The organism is Halomonas sp. H10-59 (assembly GCF_040070555.1).
GTDB lineage: Bacteria > Pseudomonadota > Gammaproteobacteria > Pseudomonadales > Halomonadaceae > Halomonas > Halomonas litopenaei.
Window position 1 is genome coordinate 4,154,755 of record NZ_CP098828.1, and the last position, 17,525, is coordinate 4,172,279.

Annotated in this window: 18 protein-coding genes and 1 pseudogene; 8 read left to right on the top strand and 11 right to left on the bottom strand. The window is 61.6% G+C overall.

Annotation, left to right across the window (positions count from 1 at the left end; genetic code table 11):
• Positions 1 to 172: 172 nt before the first annotated feature.
• The gene (locus tag NFG57_RS17980; protein ID WP_348814899.1) at positions 173 to 1,351 is read left to right on the top strand and encodes a hypothetical protein; all 1,179 of its coding nucleotides are present in this window, start codon (positions 173 to 175) and stop codon (positions 1,349 to 1,351) included.
• Between the two features lie 17 nt (positions 1,352 to 1,368).
• Here the strand turns inward: NFG57_RS17980 and NFG57_RS17985 are convergent, their stop codons facing one another.
• Genes NFG57_RS17985 through NFG57_RS17995 form a run of 3 tightly spaced genes read right to left on the bottom strand, consistent with a single transcriptional unit; the run spans position 1,369 to position 2,295 of the window.
• Positions 1,369 to 1,656 (bottom strand): hypothetical protein, encoded by a 288-nt coding sequence (locus NFG57_RS17985; protein WP_348814900.1) that lies wholly within the window; start codon positions 1,654 to 1,656, stop codon positions 1,369 to 1,371.
• Positions 1,657 to 1,681: 25 nt separating this feature from the next.
• Entirely contained in the window at positions 1,682 to 1,843 is a 162-nt protein-coding gene (locus tag NFG57_RS17990; RefSeq protein WP_348814901.1) for a hypothetical protein, read from the bottom strand.
• Positions 1,843 to 2,295, bottom strand: a complete 453-nt coding sequence (locus NFG57_RS17995) for a helix-turn-helix domain-containing protein (protein ID WP_045993606.1) — start codon at positions 2,293 to 2,295, stop codon at positions 1,843 to 1,845. The genes NFG57_RS17990 and NFG57_RS17995 overlap by 1 nt, the downstream gene beginning before the upstream one ends.
• 177 nt (positions 2,296 to 2,472) lie before the next feature.
• On the opposite strand from NFG57_RS17995, the gene NFG57_RS18000 reads away from it, so the two are divergent.
• A complete protein-coding gene (locus tag NFG57_RS18000; RefSeq protein ID WP_348814902.1) occupies positions 2,473 to 2,631 on the top strand; it encodes a hypothetical protein in 159 nt (52 codons plus the stop codon).
• Between the two features lie 217 nt (positions 2,632 to 2,848).
• Positions 2,849 to 3,475 (top strand): hypothetical protein, encoded by a 627-nt coding sequence (locus tag NFG57_RS18005; RefSeq protein ID WP_222517064.1) that lies wholly within the window; start codon positions 2,849 to 2,851, stop codon positions 3,473 to 3,475.
• Positions 3,476 to 3,503: 28 nt separating this feature from the next.
• Here the strand turns inward: NFG57_RS18005 and NFG57_RS18010 are convergent, their stop codons facing one another.
• The 8 genes and pseudogenes from NFG57_RS18010 to katE all read right to left on the bottom strand — a co-directional run bounded on the left by NFG57_RS18010 (position 3,504) and on the right by katE (position 14,024).
• A complete protein-coding gene (locus NFG57_RS18010; protein WP_348814903.1) occupies positions 3,504 to 4,673 on the bottom strand; it encodes an alpha/beta fold hydrolase in 1,170 nt (389 codons plus the stop codon).
• A 112-nt stretch (positions 4,674 to 4,785) separates the two neighbouring features.
• Positions 4,786 to 6,066: pseudogene (locus tag NFG57_RS18015) on the bottom strand (TRAP transporter large permease).
• Between the two features lies 1 nt (position 6,067).
• On the bottom strand, positions 6,068 to 6,562 hold the full coding sequence (locus NFG57_RS18020; protein WP_045993609.1) for a TRAP transporter small permease: 495 nt from the start codon (positions 6,560 to 6,562) through the stop codon (positions 6,068 to 6,070).
• Positions 6,563 to 6,654: 92 nt separating this feature from the next.
• Positions 6,655 to 7,638 carry a DctP family TRAP transporter solute-binding subunit gene (locus NFG57_RS18025; RefSeq protein WP_348814904.1) on the bottom strand — a complete coding sequence of 328 codons (984 nt, stop codon included), beginning with the start codon at positions 7,636 to 7,638 and terminating at the stop codon, positions 6,655 to 6,657.
• Positions 7,639 to 7,733: 95 nt separating this feature from the next.
• Positions 7,734 to 8,693, bottom strand: a complete 960-nt coding sequence (locus tag NFG57_RS18030) for a C-terminal binding protein (protein WP_348814905.1) — start codon at positions 8,691 to 8,693, stop codon at positions 7,734 to 7,736.
• 228 nt (positions 8,694 to 8,921) lie between these two features.
• Positions 8,922 to 9,707, bottom strand: a complete 786-nt coding sequence (locus NFG57_RS18035) for an IclR family transcriptional regulator (protein WP_071211132.1) — start codon at positions 9,705 to 9,707, stop codon at positions 8,922 to 8,924.
• Positions 9,708 to 10,259: 552 nt separating this feature from the next.
• Positions 10,260 to 11,423, bottom strand: a complete 1,164-nt coding sequence (locus NFG57_RS18040) for a Fic family protein (RefSeq protein WP_348814906.1) — start codon at positions 11,421 to 11,423, stop codon at positions 10,260 to 10,262.
• Positions 11,424 to 11,873: 450 nt separating this feature from the next.
• Positions 11,874 to 14,024: a catalase HPII gene (gene katE, locus NFG57_RS18045; protein ID WP_348814907.1), complete on the bottom strand. Its 2,151-nt coding sequence runs from the start codon at positions 14,022 to 14,024 to the stop codon at positions 11,874 to 11,876.
• Between the two features lie 393 nt (positions 14,025 to 14,417).
• Between katE and NFG57_RS18050 the strand changes: the two genes are divergently transcribed.
• The 5 genes from NFG57_RS18050 to NFG57_RS18070 all read left to right on the top strand — a co-directional run bounded on the left by NFG57_RS18050 (position 14,418) and on the right by NFG57_RS18070 (position 17,523).
• Positions 14,418 to 15,065, top strand: coding sequence for a hypothetical protein (locus NFG57_RS18050; protein WP_348814908.1), 648 nt, complete (start codon positions 14,418 to 14,420; stop codon positions 15,063 to 15,065).
• Positions 15,066 to 15,575: 510 nt separating this feature from the next.
• The gene (locus NFG57_RS18055) at positions 15,576 to 16,244 is read left to right on the top strand and encodes a beta-ketoacyl synthase chain length factor (RefSeq protein ID WP_045993615.1); all 669 of its coding nucleotides are present in this window, start codon (positions 15,576 to 15,578) and stop codon (positions 16,242 to 16,244) included.
• Positions 16,241 to 17,029 carry a lysophospholipid acyltransferase family protein gene (locus NFG57_RS18060; RefSeq protein WP_108133510.1) on the top strand — a complete coding sequence of 263 codons (789 nt, stop codon included), beginning with the start codon at positions 16,241 to 16,243 and terminating at the stop codon, positions 17,027 to 17,029. The genes NFG57_RS18055 and NFG57_RS18060 overlap by 4 nt, the downstream gene beginning before the upstream one ends.
• Complete coding sequence (locus NFG57_RS18065; RefSeq protein WP_045993617.1) at positions 17,001 to 17,270, top strand: phosphopantetheine-binding protein; 270 nt, start codon at positions 17,001 to 17,003, stop codon at positions 17,268 to 17,270. The genes NFG57_RS18060 and NFG57_RS18065 overlap by 29 nt, the downstream gene beginning before the upstream one ends.
• Positions 17,260 to 17,523 carry an acyl carrier protein gene (locus NFG57_RS18070; protein ID WP_197037147.1) on the top strand — a complete coding sequence of 88 codons (264 nt, stop codon included), beginning with the start codon at positions 17,260 to 17,262 and terminating at the stop codon, positions 17,521 to 17,523. Before NFG57_RS18065 ends, NFG57_RS18070 begins: the two co-directional genes overlap by 11 nt.
• The last annotated feature ends 2 nt before the right edge of the window (positions 17,524 to 17,525 follow it).

Here is a 17,525-nt window from a genome sequence, read left to right on the forward strand (position 1 = left end):
ACGGCCACTTAGCTCATCAGAGCGGTGGCCGTTTTTCGTTGTCGAGATTTTTGGTAGCAAATAAAGTAATACCTTCCAACCGATTCATCCCATGAGTCGAACCCCCTCTGGACACTCTGCTTGAGACCAGGGCCGAAGCGATGACCAGCAGATAACGACAACGGAACGGTCTATGCCGACTTACGGAAACATCCTCTTCACACAGGGCGAGAACGGCACCTTCACCACGGCTCGGCGGGCAGCATTGGGCTTCACCGATGGTCGCAACGAGGCCTGGCTGCGTGACCTTCTCGCTGGCCACCCCGACCTGTTGCCGATCGAGGAGGTGGACCCCTCCTTCGCCCCGCTGGTGCCGCTGTGTACCGAGCTTTCGACCGAGGCAGGCCCGGTGGACGCCATCTTTATCAGCCCCTCCGGTCGACTGACGCTGGTGGAGTGCAAGCTATGGCGCAACCCTGAGGCGCGGCGCAAGGTGATCGCCCAGATCCTCGACTATGCCCGGGCCGTGTCCCAGTGGAGCTACGCCGACCTGCAACGCCGGGTCGCGGCGGCGACCGGCCTCAAGGGCAATGCACCCTTCGAGGCCGCCCGAAAGCTCAAGCCTGACCTGGACGAAGCCGCCTTCGTCGACGCCACCGCCCGCGCCCTGCGCGAGGGACGCTTCCTGCTACTGATCGCCGGTGACGGCATCCGCGAAGGTATCACCGGCATGGCCGAACTGATCACCCGCAACGCTGCTCTGGGCTTCAGCTTCGGGCTCGTCGAGGTTGCGCTCTACGAGTTCGGCGACCAGGGCTTGGCGATACAGCCTCGTGTCGTCGCCAAGACGGAGACCATCGAGCGCACCTTCATCCATGTTCGGCCAGGTGATAGTGACTCGCTGCGCGACATTACCGACGAAAGTGGAGCGGAGAGCGGCGAGTCCATTGCGGTGACCGACGAGCGCATCTGGTGGGAGCCTCTCACCCGCATCAGCTTTGATGATCCCGAGCAGGCGCCTCCGGTCTATCGCCCACGCAATCACGTCCGAGTTCCACTACCCCACACGAGCCTCTGGCTCACCGCCTACCGCTCCATGGGAGAAGGCATCTGCGGCGTGTTCCTCGCCGGAAAGAAGTCAGAGCTTCCGGGAATACTCGATTTGCTGAACGAAGAGCGCGAGCAGATCCTCGCCGAACTGCCTGGAAGCACCCAGGAACGCCTTCAGGGTGACCCTGAGCCACTCGGCTTCGCCTGCTACGCACGACTTGGCGATTTCACCAACGACGACGAATGCCGTGCCTGGCTGGAGCAACAGCTCAACCACTTCGTCAACGCCCTTCGCCCGCGGCTGAAGGCGATAGCCAAGTGAGGTCGTTATACAAGCCGTTAAAGGACGTCGATAAATTCTCGCAGACGCTCCGCTGTCACGATCAGGCCACAGGCTGCCAGGGTGCCGAGGTACTCCTCGGCACTTTTCGGCGGCTTGCGCAGGCTGGCGCGGTGACGGCGCGCGGTCCTGACCATTAGCCCCTCATTCGACTCGAACTGCTGCTCCAGAAAGGTGTCGGGATGGACGGCCTCGATCCCGAAACCGGCCAGGGTATCGGCGGAAAAATCTCTCAGATTGAAGGTGACGATGAACTGGGCTCCAGCGCAAATGGCCGCAGCCAGCACGTGACGGTCGTCAGGGTCGGGGAGCTCAAGGTTCGGGACGATTCTTGAGCAGGTTGCGCGTCCACTCGTCATGGATCTGTTCTGTCCAGCGTGCGGCGAACAGCCCCGAAGTGGCCAAGCACATCAATAGGTCCCGCAGAGGCGCGGGATAGAGCACGCAGGCGTCGTAGACGACTACGAAACGCATCAGTAGCCCATGTCCAGCTCCTGAGCCTGGTCGGCCAATTCCTGCAGAGCGGCCTCGGAGGTCTCCTCCTGCTGGCGCTTGTAAGCCAACAGGTCCTGCAGGCGAATTCGGCGATGGGTGCCCACCCGGGTAAAGGGAATCGCGCCCTCTTCCACCAGCTTGACCAGGTGGGGCCGCGAGACATTGAGCATGTTGGCGGCTTCCTGGGTCGTCACCTCGGCATGGGTGGGAAGGATGGTCACGGCATTGCCCTGGGCCATCTCGGTCAGCAGGTCACGCAGCAGCACCAGCGCTTGGCGGGGGAGCACCAGGTCGGCCCCATCCAGCTTGATATGCGCCCGGTCGTTCTTGGGCCGCTCGCGAAGCAGCTGACTGAGCTCGGTGGCGCTGGCCCTGGCCAGGCGGGTGAGCTCGAAGTTGCCGGGCACGCTATCTTGGCTGGCGCTGTTCATGACTGGACCTCCACGCAGCCCGCTAGCGCTGGCTGCCGCCTTGTGTTCTATCGTTGCTTGCCAGGTTATTCGAAATAAACAAAACTCGCAATATTCAAAACAACGTGACTGCCTATGCGGCACTGTGTGCCAGCCAGGAAATTAGCAAGAGTGAACACCATGGCAGGGCCCGAACACATGGACGTACAGAAGCCTTTCATCGACCAGCTGGTGGGCCAGGGCCGGAAGTACCTGTCCGGCTCGCGGGATGTTCCGGCTACCGGCAAGCAAGGTGCTGAAGGCCAACAAGCTCTCTATCTGACTGCTGCTGAATGGGCTGTCCGTCGTGGGGCTTGAGGGTTGGAACACCGGCCGGGGATCACGCGAACCCAGGCCTGGTGCTGTTCACCACCGGAATCGAAACCTGGGTCTCGGCACCCGCCCCGCCGTACAACTCAGCCGTCACTGATACACTCCTACTTAACACTCGTTATTGCACAATCGAGCCCACGCCACACAATGCAGAGTTAGCGGATTCGATCTCGCCCTCCCCTAACCGACAAGGACCTCTCCCATGGAATGGATCTCCAGCCACGGTACCTTTCTGCAATTCATGACCAGCCTCGGCACTCTGGCGGTCTGGATCTTCTACGCTCAGTTGCTCTACGCCGGCTTCCGTCGTCAGCGGCGCCCCAAGGTGGTCATCAATCAGGTGATGGGCTTGTCCACCCAGGGTCGCTGCCTGATCAGCAACATGAGCGCCGAAGGCATCCATATCGAGACCGTCCAGGTATGGCTGCACGAGAAGTGCGGAATACGCCGCTGCACCGTGTCGGAGCTGGATACCGACGAAAACGGCGAAACCCCAACCTCCGTCTCCAGGGGGACGCTGCAGGGTCCGCTGCCATCCAACGCCCACCTGGATGCCGGCGAAATCGATAGTCTGGTGCGCCGGGCACGCGCCGCCGACATCGAGGACGAAGACAACACCCTGTGTGAGGGTGAAGACAGCGACTACGTGCTCGAGTTGCTGGTGCTGTACATCTACAGCTCCGCCCCCGGCATCATGGGGGCCAGCCGCTCCTTTGTGTTCGACGACAACGGACAGGCGCGTCCCCACCACCTGGAAACGCAACAACTCAGGGGCTACCGCGACCGCAAGCGCATGGCGCGCATCTATCGCAACTATCTGGACCGCTAATCCGTCGTCCGTCCAGGCCACGCCTTCGTCAAGGCTGCCCTTCGCCACCGCCGAGAAACAGTAATGTCTCGGCAAATAGCTGAGGGGCATGCTTTTCCAGATTAAGAAAGTGCGATCCCTCTCCAATCACCACATAGCGCTTTTCCTCAGCTGCCAGCTCTGCGAAAAGCCCTCTGGCATCAGCGTCGGTCGCCGTAGGGTCGTCATCGCCGCGAATAACCAGCGTCGGTACGCTGATGCGCGAAGCCTCATAGATCGGTCGCGCATTGAAGATCTCCCACAGATCAACCAGAACGCCGTTAGGCGCCTTGACGACGTCGGAATCCTCGGCGGGCTCCATAGCCAGCATCTCGTTGAACCAGCGGTCGAAAACCGCCCGATCACGCCACTGTTCAAGTGCCTCGGGCGGGATCTGGTTGGCCCAACGCTGGTCTGCCTGCTCTCGATTCACTGTCCGGTAGGCGCCCACGTCGGCCAACTTGCCAGGATCATTCGCATCGGCCAGGCTGCTGGTCCAGTTCTGGTTACGATGGCTATAGACCGGCGCGAACAGCACCAGGCGATCCACCTTTTCATCGTTACGCGCCGTGTACATGCCACTGGTGACGGTACCCCAGGACCAGCCCACCAGATTGACCCTGTCGACTCCAGTGCGCTCGCGAATGAAATCGATGACACCCTCCATATCGTCGATGACCGTCTCTGCCCGCGCGAAAGGTGCGTTGTCTTCAGAGGGCTGCGCCATCACCTCCGGCCGAGTCGAATTGCCATACCCCCGCTGATCAAGGTAGTAGGTGGCAAAGCCTGCCTCCGCGGTGTGATCCATCCAGCTCTTGCCGTCTGCCAGGTCGGTGTCGAAGGAAATGCCGGGATAGGTGGCACCGTGAACAAAAAGCACCGCCTCGGACATGTCGGCGGGCGACACTCCATCAGGCAGACGCTCCCTGACATAGAGCTCGATGGCATCGTCCACAGAGCTCTTGATGCGGTGCTCCTGCATGACGGTTTGAGCCAGAAGCGACATCGGGGCAAGCATAGTGGCGAACGTAGTGAAAACGAGGGCGGTTCTGCACGAGGCGAGCATGAGCATCTCCTTGTCATTGGCGGTCACTGAACCGACAGGAGAAGCATAGACGGCGAACTCAGCGGCAACCGCTAGACCTTGGGCAAGGGCCGGAACGCCCGATATGCCAGCCATCCGCTGCCCCTTGGCATGCGCATCGCCCCTGTCTCCCGAGGCCTGGCCGGTAGCGGAAGACGGGGGCGATAAAGGCGTTGATGGACAGCGTGTGCGACTTACGATGCCACGCTCAATTGAACACCGACAGCAATACCAGCGACAGCTGCGGTACGTAGGCGATCACCAGCAAGGTCAGGATCATCACGATCACGAAGGGCACGATGCCCTTGATCACGGTGCCAAGCGAGGCATTGCCGATGCGCGAGGCCACGAACAGATTGATTCCCAGCGGCGGCGTGATGAAGCCGATGGCCAGGCTGACCACCATGACGATGCCGAAGTGCACTGGATCGATGCCCATGGAGGTCGCCACCGGATAGAGAATCGGTGACAGCACCAGAATCGCCGGTGTGGTATCCATGACGCAGCCCACCAGCAGCAGCATTACCAGGATGACCAGCAGCAACACCGCAGGGCTCGACGAGAACTGCAGCATGAAGTCGGCGATCGCCACCGGGATCTGCTCAATGGTCAGGATGCGGGCGAAGGTCGAGGCGCAGCCCAGGATCACCATCACCGTGCCGGTGGTGGCGCAGGACCCTGCGATGGTCTTGAAGATATCCCGGGGCGACAGCTCGCGATGGATGAACACCCCACAGACAAAGGCGTACACCGCCGCCACTGCCGCCGCCTCGGTGGGAGTGAAGATGCCCGCATAGATGCCCCCCAGGATGATCACTGGATTGAGCAGCGCCTACTTGGCCTCCCACACCAGGCACAGCGTCTTGCGCCCATCGAAGGGGGTATCATCGCCCTTCCAGCCCATCTTGCGGGAATAGAAGTAGGCGTAGGCGATCAGCACCAGACCAATCAACAGTCCCGGCAGGACACCGCCAAGGAACATGTTGGAGATCGAGGTGCCGGTGGAGACCCCGTACAGCACCATCGGGATCGAAGGCGGAATGATCACGCCGATACTGCCGGCCGCCGCCACCAGCGCCAGCACGAAGGACTTCGAATAGCCGGCCTCGAGCATGGTCGGCACCACCATGGACCCCACCGCTGCGACCGTGGCCGGGCCCGAGCCCGATACCGCGGCAAAGAACATGCACACCACCACGGTGACGATGGCAAGGCCCCCGGTGAAGCGACCAAAGAAGGCCGAGGCCACCCCGAGAATCCGCCGCGACACGCCGCCGGCCCCCATCAGGTCGCCGGCCAGAATAAATAGCGGTATGGCCATGATCGGGAAGCTATCGGTGGCCGATACCAGGGTCTGGGCCACATAGAGCTCGGACAGGGTGCCGAAGGACAGGATGGTCACCACACAGGACAGACCGATGGCGATGCCCACAGGGACGTTAAGGATCAACAATACGACCAGGCTCAAGAACAGTACCGTCGCGGTCATCTCACACCTCCTTGTCGTGCACGGCGTCGGGATGCGCAAGTCGCCAGCGAATGCTCTGCACCTGACGCAGAGTGGTCAGCGCAAAGCCGACGAAAGGCGCCGCGTAGACCACCCACATGGGAACACCGATGGCCGGGGAGGCCTGGCCGAGCATCAGCTGACGCTCTATGACCGCCCAGCTGGTCCAGACCACATAAAGCGCGAAGGCCAGAAACAGCAGGTCCCCCAGGATGACCACCCAGTGACGCGCCGAGCGCGGGAACAGCTTGAGCGCCGCGTCGATCTTGATATGCCGCATTTCCCGGGCGCCGTAGCTGATCCCAAGATAAATCAACCAGATAAAGAAGTAGCGCGCGAGCTCCTCGGACCAGGACAGCGACGCGCCCATGATGTATCGCATGAACACCTGCACCGCGAGCAATAGCGTCATCGCGGACATCAGCGCCACGCAGATCGAGATCTCCGCGTACTCATCGAGCCATCTCACAAGTTTCATCCGCTCTCTCCCTGGCAGCGGGGTGATGACAGAAGTCGGCAAGGCTACAGCGAAGCGCCCGCGTGCGGCGGGCGCCTTCTGGCCTCACCGGGTCATGGCTTCAACAGCTCGTCGAGGTACTCGGGATGCTCCATCTTCGATTTGACCAGCGAATAGATGTCGGCCTCGACGGCGGCATCACGCCACAGCTCCTTCTGCTCCGGGGTAATCTCGGTCACCGTCACCCCCTGATCGGCAAACTTGTCGAGGATCTCGCCTTCCAGCTGCTGGGAGCGCTCGCGCTGGTAAGTCGTCATCTCATCGATGGTGGCGTCGAGTGCCTCACGCAGGGAGTCGTCGAGGGCGTTGTACCTGTCGAGGTTCATGAACACCAGGTAGGGCGTATAGACGTGCTGGGTCAGCGACACATGGTCCTGCACTTCCTGGAAGCGATTGCCGTCGATGATGCCCAACGGGTTTTCCTGGGCGTCCACGGTCCCCTGCTGCAGCGCGGTAAACAGCTCGGTGAAGGCCATCGGTGTCGGATTCGCACCGTAGGCGCGCCAGGCCGCCAGATGGACCTCATTCTCCATGGTCCGCACCTTCATGCCGTCCAGATCTGCCGGCTCGGCCACCACCTTGCCGCTGTCGGTGAAGTTGCGAAAACCGTTCTCCCAGAACGCCAGCCCCTTGAGGCCCTTGCTTTCCAGCGACTCGAGGAGCTTGTCGCCGACCTCGCCGTCCAGGGCACTGTAGGTGGCCTCCGTCGACAGGAACAGGAAGGGAGCATCGAACACGTACAGGTCCGCAAACAGCGTGGCCATCGGACTGGTCGAGGAGATACCGATGTCGATATCACCGAAGATGGTGCTTTCCACCACCACCCTGTCATCGCCTAGCTGGTTATCCGGGAACAGCGTGATCTCGAGCTCGCCGTCGGTCCGCTCTTCGACCAGGCGCTTGAACTCGACACTGGCGTCCTTGGCCGAGGTCGAGGTCACGCTGGACATGCGCAGCGTTTCGGCCTGAGACAGCGCCGGGGTCATCGCCAGTGCCGCGGCGATCAGGGACAGCTTCATTCTGGAGGGTCTTGGCATGATGTCTTCCTTTGTTGGTGTTGTTGGCATTGAAGAGCACAGGCACCAAGGCGCCCGTTGTCACAGCGATCCTGCATCCGCTTCTCGAGGGTTGGTCACGCGAGCCGATTGACGGCCCAGTACACCGCCTCCCCTCTGGCAAAGCGCACCGCCTCCTCGGCCACCTTTCGTTTGAGCTCGGCAGCCGCGTCCTCGGAATACCAGGCCATGTGTGGTGTGATCAGACAGCTTGGCTGGGCCCACAACGGGCTATCGGGTTCCAGCGGCTCCCGTTCGGTGGTGTCGAGGCCTGCCCCGGCAACGTGACCGGAGGCGAGCGCCTCGGCCAGTGCCACCTCGTCGATGATCCCGCCCCGTGAGGTGTTGACCAGAAAGACCCCGGGCTTCATCGCGGCCAGTGCCCCTGCGTCGATCAGGTGACGGGTGTCCTCCGTCAGCGGGCAGAACACCGCCACCACATCGGCCCGGCCGTAGAGCGAATCGAGTTCGACGGCTTCGATATATTCGGTGCCATCCTCGGCACTGGGGCGGTAGAAGGCGTCGTAGCCGATGACGCGGAAACCGAGGGCGTCGACTTTCCGAGCGTACAGTCGACCGATCCGCCCCAGGCCGATCAGACCCACCGTCTGAGTCGACTGCCGCCGCAATGGAATGGCCTCGACGTAGTCCCAGCGACCCTGGTGACAGGCAAGGTTCATCGGCACCAGCTTGCGCGTGAGCGCCAGCGTCAGCGCCAGGGCATGGTCGGAGACCTCGTTCATGCCGTAGTCGGGTACGTTGCATACCTGCACCCCGGCGGCGGTGGCCGCCTCGAGGTCCACGTTATTGACGCCGACACCGTAGCGCACGATCAGCTTGAGTCGTGGCAGTGCCTCGAGCACCCGACGGGTGAAGGGGGCGTACTGGTTGAGCGCGATGTCCACGTCAGTAAGCTGATCGACCAGATCCTGCTCGCTGCGACAGGCCAGCATCGGTGCGTCGAATCCGGCGGAAGCCAGGATGTCCTGCTCGACGTCATGGTCGGCGTGATCCAGATCGGAGAAGACAATGTTCATGGCAGGTGTCCTTTTCAAGATCCCAGACAACCACTGTCCACAGGCGGAACGGCCTCTCTGACATCGTCAGAGACAGGTGATGCCAGCATCATCGGTGGTCCATTCATGTCATCCCCGGCGCTGCAGGGGCCGGTATCGACCAATACGTCCATCTCACGCTCCGGTGTGGGTGGTGGCTGCCAGGCACAGAGCGCCACGCGCGACCGCGCCTGGACGCTATGCTGCTTGCTAACTTTCACCTCGAAGAGCTCGCGAGATGGTGTCGGCGGTGCGTTTGACCTGGGGGCCCAAGGCTGCCATGCGGTCTCTCGGCATAAAGCTGATGACACTGGTGACACTGACGGCGGCCACGGCGTTATCGACATGATTCTTGACCGGTGCCGAGACACAGCGGATGCCGTACTCGTTTTCTTCCCAGTCGAAGCTCCAGCCGCGCACGTCGGCTTCCTTCAGATCGCGGCGGACCTCCGCGAATGACTTGAGTGCAGGAGCATCCTCGCGTGGCCTGGCTACCCGCTGCACGGCGGCATAGTAGGCGGGCCAGCTGGAGGGATCCTTCGATGCCAGCATTGCCTTGCCCAGGGCAGTGGCCAGCGCCGGCATGCGCCCTCCGGTGCGCGAGCGCATCTCAAGAGTCCGCTTGCCCGGCAACTTGCACAGATAGAGCACATCACCACCGTCGAGCACCCCGAAGTGCACGGTATCCCGCGTCTGCTCGGCCAGCGCCTCCAGGTACGGCCTGGCAATATCGACCAGGGGCTGCTGCTCCGCCGCCCGTTCGCCCAGCTCGATCAACTTCGCCCCGAGGTAGTAGCCCTTGTAGGGCACCTTGTGCAGGTAGCCGTCTCTGACCAGGCAGGACAGGGAACGGGCCACCGTACTGCGAGGGAGCTGCATCGCCTGGGACAGCGCCTTGATCGTGGAAATACCACGCCCGACGCACTGCAGCACTTCGAGCCCTCGACTCAGGGTCTGGGTGCCGGAGCGGTCTTTGGGGGGAATCAGTTCATCCATGGCGCCTCCTTGATTCATCCCATTCAAGGCAAGGCCCCATACACGGTCAAATAGTCAACCAATCCGCCACATAGTGAGTCACTTGAATAAGTAACTAACGGAAAAAGCAACAAAAAACCGCCAACTTCGTGAAAGTGGCGGTGGCAGAAAAAACAACGTCTCACCGATCAGTACGTCATCGCCGACATCTCCTGCAAGACATCTCCTGATGACTCAACCAAGGTCGATATCAGATCGGGCAATGATGCGCACTTCAGGCAATTTATTTAGCTTGAGGGAACCGTCTTTACTCCTGCACCTTTCATCCAGGTGACGCTTACACGGGCTGGTGCTTGAACTCAGGGTCACCAGTGGTCCGCTTGAGCGGAGCCGAAGAAAAAATATGGCGGTCTCAACGAGTTATTATCGCTATTGGGGAAAGGCCAAGCTAGCTGTCGACAACGAGCCTTACCGAGGTCGAGAGGGCGGCACCCCGTCCTACCGTTACCCGCAACCGCGGGGCTCAGCAGTATGGCTCGGCACTCCTTCTCCTCGTGTCATTACAGCGGACACCTACTCCCCGCTGTCCTGATGAAACCGTTCCGGTACCTGATAGCGCGTGCTGCGGCCACCTCCTGGAAGCTTCACCAAGCAACCCTTCTCGACCAGCCCAGCGAGATGACGGGTGGCAGTTGCCTTACTGACCTTGGCGACTTTCTGGTACTGCGACGCACTGATGCCGTGTTCGAAGCCTCTCTCACCGCCATCCAGCAGGCGGTTCAACACCTTCACCTGCTCAGGCAACAGGCCGGCCGCCCTGAAGTGCTGCCAGAAACGGGCCTTGGCCAACGTCCGATCGACCTTCCCCAGGACATCCAACAAGGTGGCATCCAGCGTCTCCAGGAACCAGACAAGCCAGGCCGTCAGGTCAGGCGTGCCACACTGGTTCGCTTCCAGGCGCCGATAATAGTCAGCGCGGCGCTCCAGGATGGCAGCCGACATGGCATACAGGCGGATACTCTGCTGATCCGCCTGCGCCAAGGCGCGATCGGCGATAGCCCGGGCAATTCGACCATTGCCGTCTTCAAATGGATGCAGTGTTACAAACCAGAAGTGTGCCAGGCCCGCTCGAACCAGGGGATCCAACTCGGGGTCATGACGGCTGGACGCGAACCAAGTGAGGAACTGATCAACCTCATGTTCCAACCCCTCTCGCGGCGGCGCTTCGAAATGCACCTTGGGTCGATCGAGGCGACCCGAGACCACCTGCATGGGCTCCACTCCGCGCCACTGCCCGGGCCTTAACGTCGTAAGCCCCGCGTCAGCATCAGGGAACAACCACCGATGCCACTGAAACAGCCTGGTGGTGTCCAGCGGCGTGTCAGGCTTGAAGGTGGCATCCAGCATCAACTCCGCCAGGCCTTCAGCACGTGGTGAGGTAGCCCCCTCCGGCTCCTCCACACCAAGGCGTCGGGCCAAGGAAGAGCGAACTGACGCCACGTTCAGACGCTCTCCCTCGATGGCCGAAGAGGTAACGATGCTCTGCAGTAGCGTATCCAGGGCGGCTCTTGCCTCAGCGTCCTGGTCATCCGCGGATGTCAGAGCCCACGAGCGTCCCAGCAAGATGCCGAGATCCCTCCAGCATGCCTGGACCCGCGGCTGAATCTCGGCCGCGTGCCAGGTGAAGTTCGGCCAGTCAGGATGCTGCCAGATCCATGTCGAGGCGTGATCGGTCATGCCAGGCCTCCAAGAAGGCGGAGGAGCCGAATGACAACGATATTCGACTCGCATTGTGAGCCGAATAATGATTGGTTTCGGCTCAGCTGGCAAGTCTGGGAGTCATAAGGCCTCGGCGACCATGAGGACAGGTTTCAGATCAGGCCACCCAATCCAAAGGTGGTCAAAGGTGGCCCTCATGGCGGCCCGGGGAGCGATGCCCCGCTGCATGAGGCGGCGTGCCGTCCACGAATACAGGGCATGGGTAAGACCGGCCAATAGCCCCAACAGCAAGCCGTGGATCAGGTCCGATCGGCGGATGGCCTATGGATAACGCGACACGGCGTACTTCTTCCTGAAGATCCGCGCCGCATTTCCCGGCAAAATGCGATGAACCCAAAAAAGCCCCCGAGTCTCCTCGGGGGCTGCTGTGCTGACCGCCTGTTCAAAGGGGTCTGCCATCGCCGGACCTCAGGCCGGCATGTCGTTGGCCTTGGCGTCGCGCGACCAGACCCGGTGGCCACGAATCGCCTCCTGGAAATCGGCGTAGAGATCGTCAACGGTCTGTGCCGAGAACACGCCGTCTTCCGGCACCTCGATGCCAGCCGCCTGCAGCACATTGGCACCGTCGCCGAGTGCAGCGATCGGCTTGAGGTGCTTGTAGGCCTCCTGCACGTAGTAAAGCCCCAGGCCGGAACCCGCCAGCGCCTTGACGCTGTCATCGCCAGGGGCCACCGCCACGGCGTCCAGAGTCACCGACGGCAGTCCGTTGAGCATGGCATCCGGGGTCAGGGTGCCGCCTTGAACGGTCGCCACGGGCGCCATCGACGGCGCGATGATGAGCCCCAGGGCCCCCTCGGCTTCCAGGCGCTTCTGCAGCGCTTCCACCTGGTCACCGTCGACCCCGTCGGCGGCCAGGATCGCCACCTTGCGATAGCGAATATCCGGCTGACCGCGATGCATCAAACTAAGCGCCGAGGAGGCGTCCAGCGACGTGGTGCCCAACTCTTCCGAGGGTGCCGGCGGATGCTCCGGCGGCTTGACACCATGCACCTCGCCCACCCGTCGCGCGAGCTCCATGTCGATATTGGGCAGGATCTCCTTGATCACCCGCTCACGGATCCACGGACGCTCGACCTTGGACAACTCGAAGGCGTAAGCGGCGATGATGTGCTCTTTCTCGACGTCACTCTGGCTATGCCAGAACAACCTGGCCTGGGAGTAGTGGTCGCCGAAGGACTCGCTGCGCGCCCTGACCTTGTGGGCATCGATGCGCTCCTGATAGCTCTCGAAACCGCCGTTTTCTTCCGCCGGCGGGGTCTCCCGGGGCCAGCCATCCTCGATCGAGTTGGGTTCGTAGGAAACCTGGCCCTTGTTGATGGTCTGTCGGTGCGGAGCGTCGCGCTGGTGATTGTGGAACGGGCACACCGGCTGGTTGATCGGGATCTCGTGGAAGTTCGGGCCACCCAGACGCAGCATCTGGGTATCCAGATAAGAGAACAGGCGCCCCTGAAGCAGCGGATCGTTGCTGAAGTCGATGCCGGGCACCACATTGCCGGGGTTGAAGGCGACCTGCTCGGTCTCGGCAAAGTAGTTGTCCGGGTTGCGATCCAGCACCATCTTGCCGATGGGAGTCACCGGCACCTGCTCCTCGGGAATCAGCTTGGTCGGATCGAGGATATCGAAGTCGAAGGCATGCTCGTCTTCTTCCTCGACCACCTGAATGCCGAGCTCCCATTCCAAGGCATCGCCATTCTCGATGTCGCCCCACATCTCGCGGCGGTTGAAGTCTGGATCACGACCCCACAGCTTTTGGGCCTCGTCCCAGATCAGCGAGTGGGTGCCCGCCAGCGGCTTCCAGTGGAACTTGACGAAGCGGGCCTTGCCTTGTCGATCGATCAGCCGGAAGGTGTGGACGCCGAAGCCTTCCATATAGCGGTAGTGCCGCGGGAAGGCCCGGTCGGACATGGTCCACAGCACCATATGGGCGCTCTCGGGCATCAGCGAGACGAAGTCCCAGAAGGTGTCGTGGGCCGACTGTCCCTGGGGAATCTCGTTGTGGGGCTCGGGCTTCACCGCGTGCACGAGGTCGGGAAACTTCATCGCGTCCTGAATGAAGAACACCGGCATGTTGTTGCCCACCAGGTCCCAGTTACCCTCGTCGGTGTAGAACTTGGTGGCAAAGCCGCGCACGTCGCGCACGGTGTCATTGGAGCCGCGCCCGCCCTGCACGGTGGAAAAGCGCACGAATACCGGCGTCTTCTTGCCGGTATCCTGAAACAGTCCCGCCTTTGAGTACCTTGCCGCCGCCTCATAGGGCTGAAAGTAGCCGTGGGCCGCCGCACCGCGGGCATGGACGATACGCTCGGGAATGCGCTCGTGATCGAAGTGATTCATCTTCTCGCGGAAGATGAAGTCTTCCATCAGCGTCGGGCCGCGCTCGCCGGCCTTCAGCGAATTGTGGTTGTCCGCGATCCGGGTGCCCTGGTTGGTACGCAGGTCATGCCCGGTCGCATCACTGCGGTAGGTCTCGAGATTGTCGGACTTGCTGTTGGCGTCGGTACGACGCTCAGTGTCATGAGCCTCGTCTCGATTCGGTTGGGTGTACGGATTCTTCGCCATGACAAACACTCCGTTGTTTGCTCGGGAAATGAGCCTTCCACGCCACCAGGCGTGGGCCGTCATCGGTCCGGTCGGCGCCAACTACCAGTCACACCGCCAAACAAGCCATTCCCTTATAGGCAAGAGATCTGCAACTCTCAAACCTCCATCTCGGCACCTTACGTGCAAAACATCAGAATATTTCTTCTATATCAGTAAATTAAACCCTATACACAAAGTTAACAAAAGTTAGACATTTACATTCCCACACCTGCATTACATTGTCTTACGACACAACCTCGGCGCGTGCTAGCTGCACTTGTTCAACCAATACTGATATTTTTCCGCTTCGGCACTGATCGCTCTGCTGCCGACAACGATATTGCTCATCATCAAGACATCAGGGAACGACATATGAAAAGGATCATGCTGGCCGCCATCATTGTGGCGGCCGCCCTTCTGCAGGGATGCGCCACCAGTCGTAGCACCGTGGACGTACAGACACCCGATACCGGGACAGTCAGCCAGGCACACACAGGCCCCAGCCTGTACATACGCAACGTCACTGATCAGCGGCACTTCGAGGAGGCCCCCCGCTCCGCCGACATTCCATCACTGGGCTTCGAGGGCGCCGAGGCGGCGACGGACGAGCTCAAGTCCCGGGCCATCGGACGCAAGCGCAATGGCTACGGCAAGGCGCTCGGCGACGTGCTGCTGCCGGAAGACAAGACCATCACGGAGCTGGTGCGCGTCTACGCCAGCGAAGGCTTCGAGGACGCAGGCTGGAATGTAGTCAACAGCGCCGACGCCAGCGACGACGTGACCACCGTGGATATCGGTGTGACCCGCTTCTGGACCTGGGTCAAGCCGGGCTTCTGGGCTATCGCCCTGAACACCGATATCGAGACCGAGTTCACCTTTTCCGACGCACGACAGCTGGAACCGATCCACGCCCACTTGAAGGATCGCATGCAGATGGTGGTCGACAGCGATTGGGCGACCAGCAATCAGCTGACGCTTGAAAGCTATCGCCAGGCCATCGCCCAAAAGGCGAGGCCCTGATCAGGCACGAGCTGTCAGCCTCGCTGCGCCGATGCCCGGCCACTCGCTCGGCATTGACGTACACGGACAAAAACGGGCCGCCTCGGTGGCCCATTCTGGTTCGACAAGAAAGTCAGGTTGTGCCTTTGCAGCAGCTCGCACCCCGAATAGCGCCGACGGACTACCACCGAGGCCTCCTACACCACATGCGACCGCTGTGATCTGGACAGCAATGAAACACGCCACCATGTCGTCCCACACATGTCGCATCTTAAAGCCCTGTTTGATGTGGCTTTATGCCCTGCTTGATGTGGCTTTGGTGTCTGATCTCGGTACTTTCCGGAGCAACTTTCCTTGAAAGGCCTTATCGAGCCCAACCTTGCTTACACCGCGCGCCTATCGACATCTGCACCAATCAGAAAAAAACGCGACCAAACACCCCTTTTTCGACGTAATACTGATAATTAACGTGCTTGGATAGGTGCAGATTTAGCGGTAAAATTCCCCTTTTCGCTCAGGCGGATTTTAAGCATGGAACAACTACGCCTAAGTGAATGGCTTGGTTGGGATCCTCTCCGCGAAGAAAACGCGACGAAGGATGCCCGACTACTGCCCTCAGACAAGCCGGGAGTCTCGCTACCGGCCATGCTCCGGCGCCGACTGGACAATGCCGGTCGGGCCACCTGCGATATTCTTGCAGGGCTCGATCCCGAGGCGCGTTGTCCCTTGATCCACGCATCCCGCCACGGCGACGCCAACTTTACTCTGTCGATGCTGAAGGCTCTGGCGAATCAGGAACCGCTCTCGCCTACTCGGTTTTCGATGTCAGTGCACAACGCCACCCTGGGCGTCCACGCCATCGCCAACCATCACTACCGCCCTCTACAGGCGCTCGGCGCCAGCGGCAACGAGTTCAACGCCTTGCTGTGGGAAGCCCGTGGCTACCTGGCCGAGGGCCATGAAGCGGTGGTCATTGTGTTCAGCGAAGGGACGCTTCCCGGCGACTATATCGACTGCACGCCGCACCCGGGGCACGCCTGCGCGGTGGGCCTGCGACTGTCACTGACCCAGGGCCGGGCGCTGGTAGCCGAGGACGCCACGCCAGGGGCGGCACCGACGCCGCTCGACGTCATCGACTGGCTTGGTGGCTGCAGTCCACGTCTCGCCGCCGCCCCGGGCTGGCGCCTGGAGGAAGCATGACGCTGGACCAGTGGCGGCGCGGCATCGGCACCTTCCTGTCCTTCACTGCCTTCGGCATTGGCGGCTTGATCATCGGCCTGGTGGTGGCACCACTGCTGCACTTGGGGATGCGCGACCCGGTGCGTCGCCAACGCCTGGCCAGGCGTCTGATCCAGCGGGTCTTTCGCGCCTTCATTGCGCTGATGAAGGGCCTCGGGGTACTCGACTATCGCCTGGAAGGTCGTGGGCGACTCGCCCGTGGCGGCCGTTTGATTCTGGCCAACCATCCGTCGTTGATCGATGTGGTGTTCCTGCTGGCCTATACCCCCAACGCCGACTGCATCGTCAAGGGCCGGCTCGCCACCAACCCCTTCACCCGCGGGCCGATCGGTGTCGCCGGCTATATCACCAACCGCGATCCCCAGGCACTGCTCGAGGCCGCGCGGGACAGCCTTGCCCGGGGCAATTCGTTGATCCTGTTTCCCGAGGGCACGCGCACCACGCCCGGTCGCCCGATAAAGTTCCGCCGTGGTGGAGCGAACATCGCCCTGCGCACCGGCAGCGCCATCACCCCGGTGCTGATCAAATGCTCGCCCACCACCCTGACCAAGGGTGAGCCCTGGTATCACATCCCCCGGCGCAAGGTTCAGATGGACCTGCACATACTCGACGACCTGCCGCCAGAGCCGGCGTCAAACCAACCGACCAGCCAGCAAGCCCGACAACTGACGCGGGAACTGAGCCACTACTTCAACAGGGAACTGGAGCGCCTCCACCATGAACCAAAGCGTACCGCTGTCGCTTGATTTGAAGCACATGATCATCGACACCCTCGAACTCGAGGATGTCACCCCCGAGGACATCGACGACCATGCGCCGCTGTTCGGCGAGGGCCTCGGGCTCGACTCCATCGATGCCCTCGAACTGGGGCTGGCGCTGCAGAAGCGCTACGGCGTCACCCTTGACGCCGAGGCCGAGGATACTCGCCGCCACTTCGCCAGCCTGGCGGCGCTGCAAGCACTGGTGGAGGAACGCCGTGTCAACTGAAGCCGCCATCAGCCGTGAACAGATTCTCAGCCACGTGCAACGTACCCTGGTCGAGCTGTTCGAAGTCTCTCCTGCCGAGGTAACCCCGGAGGCCCGTCTTTACGAAGACCTCGACATCGACAGCATCGACGCCGTCGATCTGGTGGTCGAACTCAAGCAGTTCACCGGTCGGCGCATCGATCCCGAGGCCTTCAAGTCGGTGCGCAGCATCGATGATGTGGTCAACGCCGTCGATCAGCTGATGCGCGACTGAGC